17 protein-coding genes are annotated in these 19,343 nt (G+C 72.9%); 2 read left to right on the top strand and 15 right to left on the bottom strand.

The window, feature by feature from the left end:
• Positions 1 to 79 precede the first annotated feature (79 nt).
• From OG289_RS05710 to OG289_RS05780, 15 genes are all read right to left on the bottom strand, one after another.
• Positions 80 to 1,594: an FUSC family protein gene (locus tag OG289_RS05710; protein WP_327312901.1), complete on the bottom strand. Its 1,515-nt coding sequence runs from the start codon at positions 1,592 to 1,594 to the stop codon at positions 80 to 82.
• A gap of 214 nt (positions 1,595 to 1,808) precedes the next feature.
• Positions 1,809 to 2,537 carry a 3-oxoacyl-ACP reductase FabG gene (gene fabG / locus OG289_RS05715; protein ID WP_327320598.1) on the bottom strand — a complete coding sequence of 243 codons (729 nt, stop codon included), beginning with the start codon at positions 2,535 to 2,537 and terminating at the stop codon, positions 1,809 to 1,811.
• A 5-nt stretch (positions 2,538 to 2,542) separates the two neighbouring features.
• Complete coding sequence (locus OG289_RS05720) at positions 2,543 to 4,132, bottom strand: MFS transporter (protein ID WP_327312902.1); 1,590 nt, start codon at positions 4,130 to 4,132, stop codon at positions 2,543 to 2,545.
• Positions 4,129 to 5,589 carry a class-II fumarase/aspartase family protein gene (locus tag OG289_RS05725; RefSeq protein WP_327312903.1) on the bottom strand — a complete coding sequence of 487 codons (1,461 nt, stop codon included), beginning with the start codon at positions 5,587 to 5,589 and terminating at the stop codon, positions 4,129 to 4,131. The genes OG289_RS05720 and OG289_RS05725 overlap by 4 nt, the downstream gene beginning before the upstream one ends.
• Positions 5,590 to 5,612: 23 nt before the next feature.
• Positions 5,613 to 7,580: an FAD/NAD(P)-binding protein gene (locus OG289_RS05730; protein WP_327312904.1), complete on the bottom strand. Its 1,968-nt coding sequence runs from the start codon at positions 7,578 to 7,580 to the stop codon at positions 5,613 to 5,615.
• Positions 7,577 to 8,503: an NAD-dependent epimerase/dehydratase family protein gene (locus tag OG289_RS05735; RefSeq protein WP_327312905.1), complete on the bottom strand. Its 927-nt coding sequence runs from the start codon at positions 8,501 to 8,503 to the stop codon at positions 7,577 to 7,579. Before OG289_RS05735 ends, OG289_RS05730 begins: the two co-directional genes overlap by 4 nt.
• Before the next feature lie 3 nt (positions 8,504 to 8,506).
• Positions 8,507 to 9,061 carry a hypothetical protein gene (locus OG289_RS05740; RefSeq protein WP_327312906.1) on the bottom strand — a complete coding sequence of 185 codons (555 nt, stop codon included), beginning with the start codon at positions 9,059 to 9,061 and terminating at the stop codon, positions 8,507 to 8,509.
• Positions 9,058 to 10,740 (bottom strand): class I adenylate-forming enzyme family protein, encoded by a 1,683-nt coding sequence (locus tag OG289_RS05745; RefSeq protein WP_327312907.1) that lies wholly within the window; start codon positions 10,738 to 10,740, stop codon positions 9,058 to 9,060. Before OG289_RS05745 ends, OG289_RS05740 begins: the two co-directional genes overlap by 4 nt.
• Positions 10,727 to 11,512: a hypothetical protein gene (locus tag OG289_RS05750; protein WP_327312908.1), complete on the bottom strand. Its 786-nt coding sequence runs from the start codon at positions 11,510 to 11,512 to the stop codon at positions 10,727 to 10,729. The genes OG289_RS05745 and OG289_RS05750 overlap by 14 nt, the downstream gene beginning before the upstream one ends.
• Positions 11,509 to 12,684: a beta-ketoacyl-[acyl-carrier-protein] synthase family protein gene (locus tag OG289_RS05755; RefSeq protein WP_327312909.1), complete on the bottom strand. Its 1,176-nt coding sequence runs from the start codon at positions 12,682 to 12,684 to the stop codon at positions 11,509 to 11,511. The genes OG289_RS05750 and OG289_RS05755 overlap by 4 nt, the downstream gene beginning before the upstream one ends.
• A complete protein-coding gene (locus tag OG289_RS05760; RefSeq protein WP_327312910.1) occupies positions 12,681 to 12,953 on the bottom strand; it encodes an acyl carrier protein in 273 nt (90 codons plus the stop codon). The genes OG289_RS05755 and OG289_RS05760 overlap by 4 nt, the downstream gene beginning before the upstream one ends.
• Positions 12,950 to 13,225 (bottom strand): acyl carrier protein, encoded by a 276-nt coding sequence (locus OG289_RS05765; protein WP_327312911.1) that lies wholly within the window; start codon positions 13,223 to 13,225, stop codon positions 12,950 to 12,952. The genes OG289_RS05760 and OG289_RS05765 overlap by 4 nt, the downstream gene beginning before the upstream one ends.
• A gap of 62 nt (positions 13,226 to 13,287) precedes the next feature.
• Entirely contained in the window at positions 13,288 to 14,718 is a 1,431-nt protein-coding gene (locus OG289_RS05770; RefSeq protein ID WP_327312912.1) for a class I adenylate-forming enzyme family protein, read from the bottom strand.
• Positions 14,719 to 14,724: 6 nt separating this feature from the next.
• Positions 14,725 to 15,942, bottom strand: a complete 1,218-nt coding sequence (locus OG289_RS05775) for a 3-dehydroquinate synthase II family protein (protein WP_327312913.1) — start codon at positions 15,940 to 15,942, stop codon at positions 14,725 to 14,727.
• Positions 15,939 to 16,805, bottom strand: a complete 867-nt coding sequence (locus OG289_RS05780; protein ID WP_327312914.1) for a 2-amino-3,7-dideoxy-D-threo-hept-6-ulosonate synthase — start codon at positions 16,803 to 16,805, stop codon at positions 15,939 to 15,941. The genes OG289_RS05775 and OG289_RS05780 overlap by 4 nt, the downstream gene beginning before the upstream one ends.
• A gap of 447 nt (positions 16,806 to 17,252) precedes the next feature.
• On the opposite strand from OG289_RS05780, the gene OG289_RS05785 reads away from it, so the two are divergent.
• Together OG289_RS05785 and OG289_RS05790 are read left to right on the top strand one after the other, a co-directional pair.
• Positions 17,253 to 18,623: an MFS transporter gene (locus OG289_RS05785; protein WP_327312915.1), complete on the top strand. Its 1,371-nt coding sequence runs from the start codon at positions 17,253 to 17,255 to the stop codon at positions 18,621 to 18,623.
• 113 nt (positions 18,624 to 18,736) lie between these two features.
• Entirely contained in the window at positions 18,737 to 19,213 is a 477-nt protein-coding gene (locus OG289_RS05790; RefSeq protein ID WP_327312916.1) for an Lrp/AsnC family transcriptional regulator, read from the top strand.
• Positions 19,214 to 19,343: the final 130 nt, after the last annotated feature.

A 19,343-nucleotide genomic window follows, 5' to 3' on the forward strand; every position in this document is an offset into this window, starting at 1 on the left:
GCTCGCTCGTCCACGCCGGTGCTCCCGGGAACGCGCCGGATCCGGGCGGCGAGCTCCGCGCCGGGAGGGCCGCGCCCGCTCAGGCGCCGAGCGAGACCCGGTGGGATCCGCGCAGGGGCACGGCGAGTTCGAGAAGTGCCTGTTCCAGGGCGTGGAGATGGGCCAGTACCGGCTCGGCCGGCGCGCGGTGCGGCGCGGCGGCGAACTCCGCGGGGTGGCGCGGTCCGTCGGGCGGCGGGGCGGTGAGCGCCTCGACGGCGGCCTCCACGCGCCAGCAGGCGGCGACGAGCCGGGCGTCGTGCGAGGCCTCGGGGTCCGCGGCGACCGAGGACAGTCCGCGCACCTCGCGGGCGCAGTCGTCGAGCAGCGCGAGGACACGCCGGGCCCGGCCCTTGCGGGCCCGAAGCGGGCTGAGCGGATGCACCAGCGGCGCCAGGGACTGCCGGACCCGGGCCAGGATCTGCTCCAGCTCGGCCACCCGCCGGGCCGGGTCCGCCGTCGGGGAACCGGCGAGCCGGGCGGCGGCCTCTGCGGTACAGGTGTGCACGCAGCGCAGGGCACGCTCCACCCACGCGTCGGTGACGGAGTGCGTGGTCACCGGGAGCACCAGCAGCACCGCCAGTACGGCGCCCAGCGCCCCCACGGCCGTCTCGGTCACCCGGAGGGCGAGCAGGGCCGGGTCGAGCAGGCCGAGCAGCCCGTACAGCGCGCTGGCCATGACCGTGACGGCGAGCATCATCCACGTGTAGGAGACGGCGGCGGAGTAGAAGATCCCGAAGACGGCGAGCGCGACGATCACGGCGGTCGCCACCGGCTCCCCGTGCAGGGGCAGGGCCACGACCAGGCCCAGCACGATGCCGATGACGGTCCCGAGGAACCGCCGGAAGCCCCGTATCAGCGTCTCGCCGCGCGAGGTGGTGTTGACGAACACCCACCACGTGGCGCCCACCGCCCAGTACCACCGCTGGTCGGACAGCGCCTGCCCGACGACGAGGGCGATCCCGGCGCCCGCGGTCGCCTGTATCGCCTGCCGGGTCGTGATCCGCGCCAGCCCCGTACCGCCGGCCGGCGGGGCGACGGCGGCCACCGGCGCCGGCTGCCGCCGCTCGTAGCACCACACCCCGAACCGCATCGCCGACGACGCCGCCAACGACGTCAGCACCGCCGCGTACAGCTCCGGCAGCCGGCCGGGGACGGTGTGCAGGAACTGCGCGGCGAAGAAGGTCATGAACGCGAACACGCCGAGCGAGTGCCCGCGCGGCCCCCAGCGCCGTGCGTACGCGCCGGCCCCCACGACGGCGAGGAAGGCCAGGTCGCGGGCGACGGGCAGCTCGTGCAGGACGGCCGCGAGAGCGAGCACCGGCAGCCCGACGACCGGGAGCAGAGCGGTCGTCACGGCCTGCGCGCGCACCGTCGCGTCGGTCACCGTGAACAGAGCGAGCAGAGCGGCCAGACCTCCGGTGATCGCCGCCGTCAGCGAAAGCCCGGCCAGACCGCACAGTGCGACGGCGAGCCCGATACCCAGCACGGCCCGGGAGGCGAACCGCAGCCGCGCACGCCCCGGATCCGGTGCCACGAAAGCCCTCTTCAGCAAGCTGCCCCGCCCTTTCCCCACCCTCGTGCACCGCGACATCGGGCGCGGCATGAGATGCGACATGAGAAAGGCGCCGCGGAGTCCGCAGCGCCATCGATACGACCATCTCAGCACCTGGAGGACTGGTGGTTCAACAGGGGATGAAAATACTGGTCCAATGGCTCAGCGAGGACGTGGCTTCCACCGCCATCGGCCGGCCAACGGCCCACTCGTCTCAATGCCCCAGTCCGGCTCCTCCGTCGACCGGGATCACGGCCCCGCGCACGTAGCCGGCGCCGGCCAGGAACGCCACCGCGTCGGCGACCTCGTCGGGGTGGGCCAGGCGGCCGGCCGGGGTGCGGCCGAGCAGGTTCCGGCGCTGCTCCTCGGTCAGCGCGCGGCTCATGTCCGTCTCGGTCAGGCCGGGAGCCACCACGTTGCAGGTGATGTCCCGGGCACCGAGTTCATGGGTCAGTGACCGGGCGAAACCGACCAGCCCCGCCTTCGCCGCCGCGTAGTTGGTCTGCCCGGCGGCGCCGTGCAGTGCCGCCGTGGAGGAGATCAGCACGATCCGGCCGTGGCCCTGCCGTAGCATCCCGCGCACCGCGCGCCGGGCGACCCGGAAGGCTCCGGTGAGGTTGGTGTCGATCACGGAGGTGAAGTCCTCCTCACTCATCCGCACCAGCAGCCGGTCGCTGGTGAGCCCCGCGTTGGCCACCAGGACGGTGACCGGCCCGTGGGCGGCCTCGGCCTCCTTGAAGGCCTGGTCCACCTGCTCACCGTCCGTCACGTCGCACCGTACGGCGAGGAGGCGGTCGGCGGCGGGTGGCCCGTCACCGCGGTGGGTGACCGCGACCCGGTCTCCCGCCGCGGCGAAGCGCCGGGCTATGGCCAGCCCGATCCCCCTGTTCCCGCCGGTCACGAAGACCGACCGCGCGGCGGCCCGATCGCCGCTTCCTGGCATTTCATTCATTTCGTGTCCCTGTCCTTTCGGTTCCCTCCGGTCTCGCCGTCGGCCTTCCGTGCGCGCAGCCCCACGGCGGCCACGACGAACCCGACGAAGGCGAGTACGGCGGTCCAGAACGTGGCCGCGTACATGGCGTCGAGGAAGGCGCGGTCGGCCGCGGCGGCCAGTTCGGGCAGCCGCAGCGAACCGGCCAGTGAGCGGGCCGCCTCGGCCGAGGTGCGGGCCTGGTCCCGCGCGGCCGGGGAGAGCTCCCCCGGACCGCCGGGCAGCGTGGCGTCCGCCATGCGGTCCCGGTACACGGCGGAGAGGATCGAACCGGCCATCGCCACCCCGAGCGTCCCGCCCACCTGCCGGGTGACGCTGTTGACGGCCGATCCGGCGCCCGCGAGCTGCGGTGGCACCCCGCTCATCATCACGGCCGTGACCGGTGTGCCGACCAGGCCCATGCCGAACCCCTGCACCCACAGCAAGGTGACGACGACCGGGATCGGGGTGCCCGCGTCGAACCACAGGTAGCCGACGTAGGTGGCCGCCGTGGCCAGGACTCCGGCCGCGACCGTCCAGCGGGCCGACAGCAGCCTGCTCATCGCCGGGGACGCCTGGCTGCCCAGGACGATGCCGACGGCGGCGGCGATCATCACGGTGCCGGCGTCGGCCGGGGAGAGCCCGCGGGGCCCCTGGAGATAGAAGGCCGCGTAGAACAGGTGCCCGGCCAGTGCCATGAACGCGATCAGCAGCACCACGCTTCCGGCCGTGAACCCGGGCTGCCGGAAGAGCCGCAGGTCCAGGCTGGGCGCCGGGGACCTGCGCTGACCGGCCACGAAGGCGGTGAGCAGCGCGCCGCCCAGGACGAGGGGCAGCAGGACGTGGAGCCCGTGCGCGCTCCGGCCGTTGCCGAGCTCGATGACGCCGTAGACCACGCCGCCGAGGCCGAGGACCGACAGCGCGAGGCCCGGCAGGTCGAGCACCCTGCGCCTGGGGCCCTTCAGCGCGGGCACCACGGCCACCACGCCGGCCAGACACAGGGCCACGATCGGCACGTTGACCAGGAAGACCGAACCCCACCAGAAGTGGCTGAGCAGTGCTCCGCCCACGACCGGGCCGACGGCCACGCCCAGACCGCTGGACGAGCTCCAGATGGCGATGGCGCGGGTGCGTTTCTCCTCAGGGGTGCTCTGAACGATCACCGAGAGGGTCGCCGGCATCAGCAGCGCGCTGCCCGCGCCCATGAAGGCGCGCGCCACGATCAGCCAGGCCGCGTTCCCGGCGAACGCGCCGGCCCCGGAGGCGGCGCCGAACAGCGCCAGTCCGGCGAGGAGTGTGGTCCGCGGGCCGAAGCGGTCGGCGAGCGCGCCGCCCGCGAAGAGGGTGCCGGCGAAGACCAGGGTGTAGGCGCTCGCCACCCACTCCAGCTCGGCGGGGGTCGCGCCCAGTCCCTCGGCCGGGTCGGCCAGCGTGGTGACCGCGACGTTGAGGATCGAGGTGTCCAGCCAGATCAGCATCTGGGCGCAGACGACGACCAGGAGGACGGGCCAGGACCGGGGGGCCGCGACCGGTGTCCTGGCCTCTTCGGTGCGGCTCACGGCGCTCACCGGGCGCCCCCTTCGCGCGTCGGGACGGTGACGTCGGCATCCCCGTATCCGCCCACGTATCCGCGCCCGTATCCGCGCAGTGCCCGCTCGACCAACGCGTCGGCCGCGCCCGTGTACCGGGCCGGGTCGAGGAGTTCCGCGAGCCGGTCCGGGGTGAAGCGGGCCGACAGTTCGGGATGGGCGGACAGCACCTCGGCGAGGGGACGTCCGCTGCCGTCGGCCTCGGCCGCGGCGGCGGTCAGCAGCTTCTTCGCCCGCGCCCTGCCGAGCGCCGGGGCGAGCGCCGCCGTCAGCCGTTCGGTGAGGATGGCGCCGCCGGTCAGTTCCAGGTTGGCGCGCATCCGGTCCGGGTGGACGACCAGCCCCTCCGCGAGCTCCACGGCGGTGTGCGCGGCACCGCCCGTCAGGCGCAGCGCCTCCCGGAGCGGCTGCCACTCGGCGTGCCACGCCCCGGCGGGCCGCTCGTCCTCGGCGAGCATGCACTGGGCGAGGACGAGGGCGTGCGCGGGGACCTGCCGGGCGGCCGACACGATGAGCGTGGCGAGCGCGGGATTACGCTTCTGCGGCATGGCGGAGGAGGCCCCGCGCCCGGCGGCCACCGGCTCGGACACCTCACCGATCTCGGTGCGCGAGAGCGTCTGCACATCGAGCGCGAACTTCCCGAGCGCCCCGGTGACCAACTGGAGCACCGCCCCCAGGTCCGCGACGGGCGTGCGCGCGGTGTGCCAGGGGATCACCGGTTCGGCCAGGTCGAGCGCCTGCGCGAACGGCCTCAGCAGTTCCACCGCGTCCTCGCTCTTCCCGCCGTCCAGTGCCGCGTACTCGCCGTACGCGGCGAGGGTGCCGGCCGCGCCGCCGAGCTGGGCCGGGAGGGCGGACGCGAGCGCCCGTACGCGGGCCAGGGCGTCGGCGACCAGCTGGAGCCAGCCGGCCGCCTTGAGACCGAGGGTGGTGGGCACCGCGTGCTGGGTCAGGGTGCGCCCGGCCAGCACGGTGTGGCGGTGGGTGGCGGCCAGCGTGGCGAGGGCGGCGCGGACGCGTTCCAGGTCGGCGGCGATCAGGGCGAGCACCCGGCGGGCGACCAGCATGGCCGCCGAGTCGAGGATGTCCTGGCTGGTGGATCCGCGGTGCACGTACTCGGCCGCGGCCGGCTCCTGGGCGGCGACCACCTCGGTGAAGGCGGTGACCAGTGCGACCACCGGGTTGGCCGTGGCCCGTGCCGCGCGGGCGAGGGCGACCGGGTCCAGCCGGTCCGCACGGGCCGCCGAGGCGATCGCCTCCGCCGCGGCGGCCGGGGTGAGCCCGACGGCGCACTGGGCCCGCACCAGGGCCACTTCGGCGTCCAGCATGGCCTGGAGCCACGCCTCGTCGGTCACCTCGGCCGCGGCCGGCGTGTCCGCCCAGGTGGGGGCGAGCAGGCCCGCGTCGGTGCCCACGGACAGCGCGTTCACGCTCATCGACTCCCTACGTTCCCTGTGTCTCATGTCTGATGTGTCGTCAAAGAAGCGGAGAGCGACGGCGCTTCGGCCGCCGGAAGCAGCAGGACCGCCCGTGCGATCGCGTCGGAGTCCTCCAGCGTCACCGAGCCGACGCCGGGCCTGACCCCGACCGCCGTCACCCAGCGCACTCCCTCCGTCGGCACGCCGAACGCGTACCGGCGCGGGTGCGCCCGGCCCGCCGCGTCCACCAGCCGGGGCGGGCCGCCGGTCACGGCCAGCCCGCCCGTCTCGTGACCGCCCAGCCGGTACGGAACGCAGGCACCGGCCGCGAGAAGCGCCCTGAGCAGGGGGTTGGCGCTGCGCCGCAGGTCGACGTCGGGCAGCCGTGCCTCGATCAGCGCGCCGACCCGCACCGGCGGCTCGGACACCAGTTCCGCGTCCACCAGGAATCCTCGCTCGCTCGCGGAGGGCCGTACCCGCATCCCCGGACCTACGACGTGCAGCGTCCCGGCCTCGACCAGCGCGATCAGCTGCTCGATCCGGAAGGCCGGCGGCCCGATCGAGGTGAAGGCGTTCAACGGCGTGTACCAGCCGGCCAGTTCGCCGGCGTACGACTCGCCGGAGACGCCACCGTGGTCGACCGCCAGCCTGATCTCGTTGCGCAGGTCCCGCAGGGCGTCCAGCGCTGCCTTCAGCGGCCCGTTCACGTTGCCCAGCCTGGCCTCGGCGAGATCCCGCCGCAGGTACTCCAGCAGCCAGTTCCGGAAGTCGTCGCGGCCGGCGAAGGCGCGCTCGCCGTACGGGCGCTCGATCCGCTGCCAGTTCCACCGCTCGCCGCGCGGCACGGCGTACCGGTCCAGCAGGTCCTCCTCGGGACACCGGCCCGCGAGCGTGAGCCGTACGAACTCCTCGGCGGCCCAGGTCCCGTGGGCGGCCCGGATCCACGCCCGGTGGTAGACGGTGCGCACCTCACGGTCGATCAGCGGCCAGATCCCCTCGCGGAAGGTGACGGGCCGTCCGTCGTCCGCGCGCCGACGCAGCCCGGCGATGATCTCCTGGGTCAGGAAGCGGGGGTGGTGGCGGCCGAACGCGCCCTTCTCGTTCTCGCCCCGGGCGTGGTACGGCACACCGCGCCGCGAACCGGCGTACAGCATCGGCTCGTTGCCGCTCGGGAGGTACACGAGGCCGGTCTCGCTCTCCTTGAACGTGCCGCCGCGGCCCTCGGTGAGCAGTGCCAGGTGGTCGAAGAAGTTCAGCCCGAGGCCGCGCAGGACGACCGGTGTGCCCGGCGCGATCCCCTCCAGTGCGGCGTCCGCCGGGTTGCCGGGCCCCACGTAGGTGAGACCGTGCCGGGCGGCGAAGTCGGCCGGCTCGCGTTCGTCCCGGTCGGGGACCAGCTCCCCGTGGCCGAGGGCCAGCACCACCGAGTCCATCCCGGCCAGCCGGACGCCGTTCTCCAGCGTCACCGTCTGCCGCCCGTCGGAGGCGTCGTCCAGCGCGACCGCGGTCGACCGGTGCGTGTGGACCGTCACCTCCTCGGGCGCGGTGCGTAACAGGTGCCGGAACACCCACTCCAGGTAGTGGCCGTGGAAAGCCCGGGTCGGATAGGTGTCCGGGCCGAGCCGCCGCGCCTCGTCCAGGACCCGGTCCGGGTGGTCGCCGGTGCCCTGCGCGATCATGCGCGCCCACGCGTACAGGCTGGGCCCCGCTACGGACGGGCCCACGCAGTCCACACTGTCGTCGGTGAACAGGGTCACCTGGGAGGCGACCGTGTTCATCAGCAGCTCGCCCGGCTGACCGGTGCGCCACACCGCGCCCGGACCGGGCGGGTACGGGTCCACGAGGTGCACCGCGACCGGCCGGCCGGTGCCTGCCGCGTTGGCACAGATCCGCTCCAGGACGGAGAGCCCGCGCGGACCGGCGCCGACGACACCGATCGCGAGGGCGCCCCCGGTTCCTGCCCGCCCGGTCCGAGCCGTCCGTCCTGACTGTCCTGACCGTCCTGTCATTCCCGGCCCAGCCCGTCGCGCCAGCTCGGCCGCTGCGGCTTCCAGCCGAGCGTCGTACGGGCCCGGTCGCCCGCCGCTCCGCGTGCCGTGGTGAGCTGATGGGTCATGAACCAGCCCAGCAGCCGGGGCGCGAGTGCCGCCGGGATCGTGCGCGGGGGCGGGGCGCCGAGCGTGCGGGCGTAGTGCGGCAGCCACTGGGCGGCCGGGGCCGGTTCGTCGTCCGTCACGTGGAGGACACCGGTGGCCTCCGACTCGACGGCGGCGACGGCCGCTCCCACGGCGTCCTCCACATGCAGGAAGGACGTGATTCCGGCCCCGCCCTCGGGCAGCGGGAACTTCCCGGCCAGCACGCGCTGCCCGGTCCCGCCGTCCCGGGCGTACGCGGTGCCGGGGCCGTACAGGGTGCCGTACCGCAGCACCAGGCCCGCGAGGTCGGGGCCGCCGTCCAGGACCAGCCGCTCCAGTTCGGCGGCGGCCCGTACGGTGGCGGCCCAGCCCGGGTCCGGGGCGTCCACGTACAGCGGCGCGTCCTCGTCGAGGACCGCGGGCCCGGCGGGGGCGGCGGCGAAGGCGATGGACTGTGCGACCAGCCGTCGGGCACCGGCCGCCCGGGCCGCCTCGACCAGATGGGCCGTGCCCTCGGTGCGCAGCCGCGCGGTCTGCGCGAAGGCTTCCGGAGGGTCGTCGCGCAGCAGGCGCAGCGCCGACAACTGGTGGACGACCACCTCGGGCCGGACGGCCGACACCGCCGACAGCACGGCCTCGCGGTCGAGGGCGTCGGCGACGACGACCTCGTCCGCGTCCGGGGCGTCGGCCCGGGACCGCTCACGCACCAGCGCGCCGACCTGGTGGCCGCGCGCTCGCAGGGCGCCCACCAGCGGACGTCCGACCACTCCGGTGGCCCCGGCGACGAGTATCCGCACGGCTCAGCCCTCCGTCGTGGACGGGGCGGGGGTGGCGACCCGCATCAGCAGACGGCACGCCTTGTCGCCGTCGCGCAGACAGCTCTCGGCCCGGTTCTCCGTCAGAGTCACCCCGAGCCCCTCGGACCAGCCGGCGTGGATGTCGGTGCACGGACACCGGTAGCCGTCCAGCGAACCGGCCATCCGCACCATGGTCACGGCGAAGTTCCGCCGCAACGTGAGCACGATGGTGTCGTCGCCCTCCACCTCGGTGGAGGCGTTGCGCAGTTCCGGCGGGAACATCCGGTCACCGCACTCGTCGTAGCGGCGGCGCAGCTCCTCCAGGTCCTTGCCGGTGTCCCCGCTGTCGGGGAGCGCACCGCAGAGGCGGGTCACGCGCTGGGCCACGTGCAGGGCGACCTTGCGCAGGGCCTCGGCGTTGATCTCGTTCGCGGCCTGCTGTCCGAAACGCGCGGCCACCCCCTGGTACCAGTGGGCGTCGTGTTGCCACCACAGCCGGTACGCCTCCCCCGCCCGGGCGCGGTGGTTGACGCCGTCGGTGTCCGTGTTCGTGCTCATGCGTGCTGCTCCTTGGCGGCGAACCTGTCGCGCATCACTCGTTTGAGAACCTTGCCGGTGGCGCCCTTGGCCACGTCGTCCGGCTTCATCCGCAGGGCCCGGGTCACCGGCGGGAATCCGGCGCCCGCCAGGACGGTGTTGACCCGCCCGGTCCACACCTCGTCCCTGTCGTCGCCGTCGTCGCCGCTCTCCTCGCCGTTCTCGTCTGCGAGTTGGAGCAGCGCGTACGCCTCGGCCTCCCCGTCGCCGTCCCAGTCCGCCCGGACGCCGTCCGGAGCGACGCCGACGACCGTGCAGTCGGCCAGTTCGGGCAGTTCGGCCAGGAGGAGTTCCTCGGTGCGGGTGCTGAAGACGATCCCGTCGCGGGTGCGGACGGTGTCCGGTGCCCGGTCGAGGTGGTAGAAGTTGCCGTCCTCGTCCTGGTGGGCGAGGTCCCCGGTGAGCCAGTAGCCGCCGAGCCGCATCCGGTTCCAGGTCAGCGAGTCGTTCCAGTAACCGGGCGTGAGGGTCGGCGACTTCAGGCCGAGGCGGCCGATCCGCCCCGGCGGCAGCGGGGTGCCGTCCTCGGCGAGCACGGCGGCCTCGGCGAAACTGATCGGCTTGCCCACGCAGCGCGAGTAGGCCGAGGTGTCCTTGGTGTGCCGGTTGTGGAAGACGGAGTAGCCGGCCTCCGAGGAGCCGAGCCCGTCCACGAAGACCGAGCCGTCCACCCGGACGCGGCTCAGGTCCCGGCGGATCTCCAGGTGGCTGCCGTGCCGGACGAGGGCCCTGATGTGCGCCTCGTGCGCCGCGTCGCCGGTGTTGAACCACACCTGCACGCTGGACAGGTCACGGCTCGTCAGGTCCTCGGCGGCCATCTCGCCGAACGTGCCGGCGAAGGCCAGCACGGTGGTCGGCCGGAACTCCTCGACGGCGTCGAGCACTTCGCCGCCGCGCTGGCTGGAGAGGAGTTTGATGTCGGTGCGCAGCAGCAGGCAGTAGAGCAGCGTGGCCACCATGGCGTTGTGCGCGCCCGGCAGCCCGACCAGGGTGCGCTCCATGTCGGTGCCGGTGGAGTAGCGCAGCCGGTGCAACTGCGCGTACATCAGCGTGCGGTGGGTGTGCGGCACGCCCTTGGGCATGCCGGTGGTGCCGGAGGAGTGCGAGATGAGCACCGGGTCGGTCGGGTGGTGTCGGTAGGGGTACGCCGCCGGCAGCGACGCGCGGTGCTCGGGGCGGATGTCGTCGGCGGTGACGCGGAAGCCGAGCCCGGAGTCCGCCAGTACCTCCCGGTGGGCGCGGTCCGTGAACGCGCCGACCGCGCCCTGCCGGCGTACGTACTCCCCGGCGATCTCCGGGGCCAGATTGCCGTTGACGAACGAGGGAATCGCGCCGAGGGAGGTCAGCGCCAGGAAGTTCACCGCGAACTCGGCGCTGGAGGAGGAGTGGACGGCGACCGGGTCGCGGGGCCGCACGCCCTGTGCGGCGTACCAGCCCGCGTACGTCTCGACGACCTCGTGCAGCCGTCCGAGCGTCAGCGCCTCGGGGCGGCTGCCGTCCGGCGCGTGCCAGCCGCCGTCCGTGCGCAGCACGGTTTCGTCGAGCGGACGGCCGTACGCCTTCAGTCGCTCCAGGACGTTGCCGGCGCCCAGTTCGGTGTCGGAGCAGATCCGTGCCCGCTCCTGCCTACTGATGAGCATGGGGGTCGCTCTCGTTTCTGTCGGCGGTGAGGAGGAAGGCGCAGGGCACGAGGCGGTGGCTGCCGCCGTCCCGCAGCAGCCTCCGGTGGGCGGCTGCCAGATCGAACAGGCCCTGGACGCTTCCGGGATGCCGGAGGTCGTCGCCGTACGGGGGAACCCTGTCCCAGGCGACGGTCACCGGTGCGCCGGCGTCGGCACGGCCGAGCAGCACCGCCGCCGCGAGGCCCGCGGACGCGGGGAGGTCGGGCACCGGACGGCCGCTGTCGGCGGTCAGTTCCCGGTGCACTGCCGTCGTCCGCGCGCCGCCGCCGAGTTCCACGCCCAGTACCAGGACGCGGTCCAGTTCCGGGTCCTCCAGCAACAGGTCGGCCAGGGCGAGGAGTTCGGCCACCGGGTCGTCGAAGGTGGAGACGCTGAACATCTGCCCCGTGATCCCGAACTCCCGGCTGGTGTGACCCAGTACGGAGTTGGGGGTGGCCTGCATGAACAGCAGCGGGTTGTGCACCTTCCCGGAGACCACGCGGCTGCTGGCCAGGTCGGCGGTGGTGGTGTCACCGGCCAGGCTGGCCAGCGCCACCGCGGTGCGTGTGCCGTCGCCGGGCCGCTCGGTCAGACACCGGCGGCTCACCTCGTAGGCGAGCGGGCTGAAGGCGGACTCCACGAAGCCGGGCAGCCTGGGCAGCGCGATGTCGTCGTCGCGCCCGGTGCCGTGGGTGGCCGTGGCCGTGGCGAGGACGCCGAGCGCGGAGCGCGACAGGGGCTTGGTCGTCACGGCCGCTCCAGGAGAAGTGCGGTGTTGGCTCCCCCGAAGGCGGCGTTGATGGTGAGGGCCCGGCGCAGATCGGCCTGGCGCGGCCGGTTCGGCACGTAGTCGAGGTCGCACTCCGGGTCCGGCGCGGTGTATCCGGCGGTCGGCGGCAGGACGCCGTCCGTCAGCGCCAGCAGCGTGATCAGGAACTCCACGACGCCCGCCGCCTCCAGGAGGTGGCCGGTGGTGCTCTTGGTGGAGCTGACCGGGATCGACTCCGCCCGTTCGGGGAAGGCCGCCCGCAGCCCGCGGGTCTCGGCCCCGTCGTTGTACCTGGTGCCCGTGCCGTGGGCGTTGACGTAGCCGAGGGCCGCTCCCTCCGGGTCACCGGCGAGCCGAGTGGCCTGCCGTGCCGCCCGGGCGAGGCCGGCGCCCTCAGGGTGGGGCTGGGCGATGTGGTGGGCGTCCGTCGCCGCGCCCCAGCCGACCACGGAGGCCAGCGGCCGGGCACCGCGGCGCCGGGCGTGCTCGGCGGACTCGAGCACGACGACCGCCACCCCGTCACCCAGCAGCAGTCCGCTGCGGTCGGCGCTGAACGGGCGGACCATGCCGTCCCGGGACAGCGCCCGCCCGGAGTCGAACTTCCCGAAGGTCTCCTCCTCCACGAGGTAACCGCCCGCGCAGACCGCCACGTCGGTCCGCCCGGAGGAGATCAGCCGGCAGGCGTGGACGATCGCGGCGGCCGAGGCGACACAGGCGTTGGTGAAGGTCAGCCGCGGCCCGCTCAGCGCGAACTCCGCGGCCAGCAGTTCGGCCAGCTGAGCGGGGACGGCGTCGGACAACGGCACCTTCCCGGCGGTCGGCGCACCCGCCTCGGTCCGCCAGTACCGCGTGACGGCGGTGTGGTCACCGGCGATGCCGAGCAGGACCGCGGCCTGCGTGCCCAGGCGCAGGCCCGCCATGTCGAGGGCCCGCGCACCGCACCGGGAGAGCGCGTGGCGCAGTGCCCAGTCCTCGACCGCGTCGGGGCCCTCGGGGGCGGCGGCGGCCATCGGCGTCCGGTACGGGCCCGTGTCGAACCTCGAGGTGGGCGCGAAGGAGGGGACTCCCGCGAAGACTCCGCGTCGGAGGGCTTCGGCGCCGTCACCGAACGCGGTGCGTACGCCGAATCCGGTCACCGTGACCTCGCCGCTCATCGCGGTCGCCCCCCTTCGGCCGGGGCCGGCTCGGCTGCGCCGAGGTACTGGGTGAGCCGCCGGAGCGAGGTCAGGCCGGCGATGTCCTCGTCGCTGGGCTCGACGACCAGGCCGTAGCGCTCCTCCACCACATGGAGAAGCCACACCAACCCGAGGGAGTCCAGCACCAGTTCGTCGTCCTCGCCGAGGTCGTCGGGCAGCCCCGGGAAGACGTTGCGGTCCGACAGCAGTTCCCGGACGGTGTCGGTGGTGAAGATGCTCGTGCTCATGCCTGCGCACCGCGCCGGACGACCTCGGCGACGAGCCCGCCGAGGGTCAGGGAGGCCAGGGGCTCGATGTCGGTGTCCGGGATCTCCACGCCGAACCGCGACTCCAGCCGCAGCGTGAGCTCGATCAGGCTGAGTGAGTCCACGTCCAGCCCGCCGACGGTCACGGGGCTGTCGTCCGTGATGCCGTCGCGGCTCGTCAGGATGTTCATCTCGTCGATGACCGCGGTCAGGACGAACTCGCGGATCTCGTCTTCCAGGGTCGACGTACTCATGATCGGTGTCTCCACGTGAAGGGTCGGAAAGAGAAAGAAGAAGGGAGAAGGTGCTCTGCGGGCTATGCGCGGCCCGTCGCGGCCGCCTGGAGCGCCGCCGCCTGGCGCAGCAGCTTCCCGTTGGACGTGCGGGGCAGGGTCTCCAGCAGCCGGATCACCCGCGGCAGCTTGTAGTCGGCCAGCCGCTGCCGGCACCAGCGCAGCAGTTCCTCCGCGCTCGGCTGCCGGGCCCCTGCGGCCAACGAGACGTACGCCTCGGTGACGCCCTCGTGGACCAGGACCGCCTGCTCGACCGCCGGATGCTCGCGGAGCACGTTCTCGACCTCGACGAGGTCCACCTTGAGGCCGCCGATCACGACGAGGGAGTCGGCGCGGCCGTGCACCCGTACCGCGCCGTAGCCGTCCACGGTGGCCCGGTCCCGGGTGTGCAGCCAGCCGTCCGCGTACTGGGCGCCGCCGGAGTCGAAGAGATACGGCGACTCCGCCAGGGCGACGTCCAGTTCGCCCCGGTGCTCCCGCACCACGACACCCGGGGCGGCCCGGCCGACCGCGGGCCGCAGCGCGCCGCCGGTGTCCATGGCGACCACGCCGGTCTCCGTGGTCCCGTAGGACTCGCCGACGCACACCCCGTAGCGTTCGGCGAACCGTGCCGCGACCGGCGGGGGCATCAGCTCGCCGCCCGACACCGCGACCCGCAGGTCGGGCAGGGCGGGGGGATCGATGGCGGCGGCGAGCAGTTCGTAGTGCATCGGCACCCCGAACAGGGCGGTGACCCGATGCTCGACCGCGGTGCGCAGGATGTCGCGGGCGGAGATCCGGGGGGCGAAGACCACCGCGACCCCGGCCGCGAGCGAGTGCAGCAGTCCGGCGACCAGGCCGAAGCTGTGCGCCGTCGAGCTGAGCAGCAGCAGGCGGTCGCCCGGGCCCGGCATGCCGGGGATCCCGGCGAACCGGTCCACCTCGGCGGCGAGCGAGCGGGCGGTCCTGCCGATCACCTTCGGCCGCCCGGTGGAGCCCGAGCTGAACTGGACCAGCCGGTGGTCGGTGGTGGCCGGCCGGCCGCCGCCCTGGCGTTCGGTGACGACCTCGTACTCGGACCGGAAGCCGAACGTGGCCTGGACGTTGGTGCCGGCGCTCACCATGAACTGCGGCCGGCAGGAGGCGCAGAGCGCGGCGACCTCGGCCGGTTTGAGCCGGAAGTCGAAGAGCAGCACCTGGGCGCCGAGCCGCCACAGCGCGAGCAGCACCTCGGCCTGGGTGAAGCTGGGCGGGGTCCGCAGCCCCACCGTGCTCGCCGGGCCGATCCCGTATCCGGCGAAGACGGCGGCCTGTTTGGCCACGCGCTCGCGCAACTCGCCCCGGGAGACGGTTTCCTGACGATGAATGAGGTAGGGGAGGTCGTCGTCATGTGCCTCGAAGAGGCGCCGGACCAGCGGTCTCATCCCGTCGTCGCCGCTCTCGTCCGCGCCGGGCATCAACAGGTGGTCGCCCATCGGGCCTCAGACCTCCTTGCAGAACTCGCCGATGGGCAGGCCCACATGGCGCTTGTCCGCGGCCAGGTAGCCGAGCAGTTCGTCACCCGCCTCCAGCTCGGTGACGTTGAGGACCTTGCCGCCCGGGCCGAGCACCCGTACGTGCCAGTCGTCCTGCACGGTCAGGCTGACGAGCCGGCCGTCCTCGGCGTGGGTGCGGATCTCGAGGAGCGGGCGGGACTCGAGTTTCGCCCGGCCGACCACCACCCGCCGGGTGCGCCCGTCGGCGCCGACGGCCAGCAGGGCGCTGCCGGAGCCCACCTCGCTGAGGTAGTTCGTGCGGTTGTCGGGTCCGAGCGTGTACGAGTGCAGGGCACCGGCGTTGACCCGGAACGGCCTGGTCGGCATGTAGGGCAGCGGGTGGGTCTCGCTACAGCACAGCACGAACCCGGAGGAGTAGGAGCCCACGAGGATGCCCTCGTCCTCCTCGAAGTGCGAGCAGGTGTCCACGCAGACCCGGTCGCCGAGTCCGACGTGCCGGATGCTCTCCACGGTCAGCGTGGACAGCTCCAGCTGGGGCGTGGTGGCCTCCAGCAGCCGGGCCAGCGCGAAGACGTCGTCGGCGCTGCGGGGCGTGAACAGGATGCCGTCCGAGCCGCGTTCGAGCACGTCGAAGACGATGGCGGCCTCTTCCAGGCCGTCGACGACGGTCACCAGCTTGCCCTCGGCGGACTCGGCGGCGGCGAGCACGATCTCCAGGGGGATCTTGGTCGGGTCGGCGAAGTGGATGACGGTGTAGGGCAGCGCCATGGCGCCGGAGCACGACAGCCGGAGGGTGCGGTCGTCCCGTACGCCGATGAAGCCGGCGACGGGGGCGGCGCTGCCGTTACCGGTGGCGCGGTTGGCCGCGGCGAGGGCGTCCAGCTCGTCCTGGGTGGTGAACTTCCGCAGCAGGACGTCGATTCCGGCCGGCTTCGCCTCCTTGGCGTCCTTCGCGCCCGCGCCGTCCTTCGTGCTTCCGGCGTCCTTCGCCTCCTTGTCGCCGGGCTTCTTCCCGGCGGGCGTCGTCAGCGCCGGGACCGGGCCGTCGGCGGCCAGGACCCTGGTGATGGTCGGGGGCAGCGTTCCGAGCAACTCGGCGTCGACGGAGAGCACCCCGGCCATCCGGGCGTGGACGGCTGCGTCCACCACCGCCTGGAGCTGCGGACGGGGGACTTCACGGAGATCGATCCACGCGAACCTCATGCGACACCTGCCACGATCGTCGAGTAGTTGCTGGTTGTGGGGGTCGTGCTCATATCCGCGGCCATCCCTCTCCCACTCTCGGTTGCGCTCGAGCGGGAGGGACCCCCACCGCCGTGCACGACCGCGGAGAGCCGGGACACCAGCGCGTAGGGGGAGGGCGAGGAGAAGATCCGGCGGCCGACGGCCAGTCCGCGGCAGCCGGAGGCCATCACCGCGGTGCCGTACTCGACCAGGTCGGAGTCGTCCGGCGGACCGCCCGCCGCCAGGACCGGTATCGGGCTGTTGGCCACGACCTCGGCCATCCGCTCCACCGGCAGCGCGACGGACGTCTTCACCATGTCCGCGCCCAGATCCGCGGCGACGTTGGCCACATGGGCGAGGAGGGCCGGGTCACGAGGGTCGTCGATCCGCGGTCCGCGAGGGTAGACCATCGCGATCAGCGGCATGCCCCACGCGTCGCAGGAACGGGCCACCGCCCCGAGGTCGGCGAGCTGCTGGGCCTCGGTGTCCGAACCGATGTTCACATGGACGCTCACCGCGTCCGCGCCGAGCCGCAGGGCCTCCTCGACATCGGCGACCAGCACTTTGGCGTGGACGTCGGCGGCACAGGCGGTGCTGGCGCTCAGGTGCACCACGAGGGCGCAGCGTTTGAGGATGTCCGGCGCGAAGGCGCGGGCCCGTCCCTTGTGGACGATGATCCCGTCGGCCCCGCCGTCCACCAGTGCGCGCAACAGGTCGTCCCACTTGTCGGCGGGGACGATCGGGCCGTCCGAAACGCTGTGGTCGAGCGGCACGAACAGATGCCGGCCGTCCCCCGCCAGCGAAAGCCTTCTTAAGCGCAATAACTTGCCGGTTTCCAGCATGGGTAATACGCCTTCCCAGCCTGTGGACCGCATTTCAGGAAATCCGGACCGGAGCAGCCTGATGCGGTCGCCATGTCCGAAAAACGATGGTCGTAGAACTTTCAAGTTCCCCCGGCTTCAGCATTCCGTGCGTGATCAGCCGTTGGCAAGGTGTGATCGCCTTCAAATATTCATACGACCTTTCGCATGAGTATTTGACAGCGGGTTGACAGGTTAGGCGGGTTGACGCGGCCGGAGGATACCGTTCGGGCCGTTTTCTGCACTTTATTGCCGATGTCACGTGTAAATGTGCGGCCATTTCGACCGAGAAGACTTCTGGGCCGAAATTGAATTCCGGGATGAGGGTGACAGGGGGGCTCCTCTTCGTGTTACATGCGAGGCCTTCCCTCCCCATTCGGTCCCGGACCGTGCGACCGTACGGACCGGGCGTATCGGAAGTGACTCCCCATGCCTGAATTACCGCCCAATACCGTCCTCAAGGCCGTTTCCCCGACGGCGGTGCGGACCGCCGGGACCAAGGCGCCGCGGGTCGCCGTCGCGAGCCTGGTCGGGACGACGATCGAGTACTACGACTTCGCGGTGTACGGCACCGCCAGCGCACTCGTCCTCGGCCCCGCCTTCTTCCCCTCGGGCAACCCCACCGTCTCCTCCCTGGCCGCGTTCCTCACGTTCGCCGCGGCCTTCCTCGCCCGCCCGCTCGGCGTCGTCCTGTTCGGAACGATCGGTGACCGGCTCGGCCGGCGTCGGGCCCTGGTCGTCTCCCTGATGCTGATGGGTGTGGCGACGGTCGGCGTCGGACTGCTCCCGACGTACGAGAGCGCCGGACTCCTCGCCCCCGTGCTGCTGGTGACGCTCCGCCTGCTCCAGGGCGTCAGCATGGGCGGCGAGTGGGGCGGGGCGGTGCTGCTCGCCGCGGAACACGCGCCGCCCGGACGCCGCGCGCTGTACGCGTCCATCCCGCAGACCGGCCCCTCGCTCGGCTTCCTGCTGTCCACCGCCGTCATTCTGCCCACCCTGAACATCGGGGGCCGGGACGCCTTCACCGACTGGACCTGGCGGATCCCGTTCCTGCTCAGCACGGTGCTCGTCGTGGTCGGCCTGTGGGTGCGTACGACAGTCTCCGAGTCACCGGTGTTCACGCCGGCGGCCGACCGTACGGCACAGGCGCCCACGCCGAGACCCGACGGGACACCCGCCGCCGAGTCGCGTTTCCCGCTCGGCACACTGCTCGCCCGGTATCCCGGCCGGCTGTTCCTCGGCATCGGCGCGGCGTTGGGCGGCTCGGCCGTCTACTACCTGACGATCGTCTACAGCCTGTCGTACGGGCCGAAGGAACTCGGCATCCCGCAGAACACGATGCTGACCGCCGCGAGTGTCGGTTCGGCGGCCGGAATCGCCCTCACCCTCCCGGCCGCGAAGCTGGCCGACCGGATCGGCCGCCGCCCGGTGATGCTGACCGGAGCCGTCGGCTGTGTGGTCTGGGCCGTTCCCATGTACGCCTCGCTGAGCTCGCGCGACGCCTGGGTGATCACCGGGGCCTACACGATCGGGCTCATGCTGCTCGCGCTGATGCTCTCCCCGGTGGCGGCCTTCCTGCCCGAACTGTTCCCGGCCCGGCTGCGCTACACCGGCGCCTCCGCGGCCTTCATCCTCGCCAACACCCTCGGCGGCGGCTTCGCCCCGCTCGTCGCCACCTGGCTGAACAGCCACTGGGGGTCACCGCTCGTCCTCGGCCTCTACACCGGTGGACTCTGCCTGGTGAGCCTGATGTGCCTGCTGGCCCTGCCGGAGACCCGCGACCACGAGTTCGACGTCTGACACTCAGGTGCCCGTGACGGCACCCTCCTCGCCACTGGCTCGAGCGATGCCGGTTCCACTGGGCCATTGGTACAGTCGGGCGCCGATCACAAACGCGCGAGGAGGCCGGGGCCATGGCCGTGGACGAGCTGGACACCCGCATCCTGCGCCTGCTGCTGGAGCAGCCGCGGACGAGCGTGCGGGAGTACGCCCGGCTCCTCGGCATCGCACGCGGCACCCTCCAGGCCCGCCTCGACCGGCTGGAGCGGGACGGCGTGATCACCGGCACCGGTCCTTCGCTCTCCCCCGCCGCGCTGGGCCACCCGGTGCTCGCGTTCGTCCACATCGAGGTCACCCAGGGCCATCTGGACGACGTGGGCGACGCGCTGGCCGCCGTGCCGGAGATCGTCGAGGCGTTCTCCATCACCGGTGGCGGTGACCTCGTCACCCGGGTGGTGGCACGCGACAACGCCCATCTGGAGGACGTGATCCAGAAGCTCATCAGCCTGCCCGGCGTGGTCCGCACCCGCACCGAGGTGGCGCTGCGCGAGCGCGTGCCGTACCGGCTGCTGCCACTGGTGGAGTCGATCGGGCGGGCCGGCGCCAGGTAGCTCCGGTCCGCAACTTTCGGTCCCGTCAGGACCGTTGACCCGCTCCAGTCCCCCCTCTAACGTCTGGTCGACCATCCGAGCATCGTTCGAAATTCCGAACAAGTAGGGGGAACGCCCCCGTGGACCGGAG

This window comes from Streptomyces sp. NBC_01235 (assembly GCF_035989285.1).
Lineage (GTDB): Bacteria > Actinomycetota > Actinomycetes > Streptomycetales > Streptomycetaceae > Streptomyces.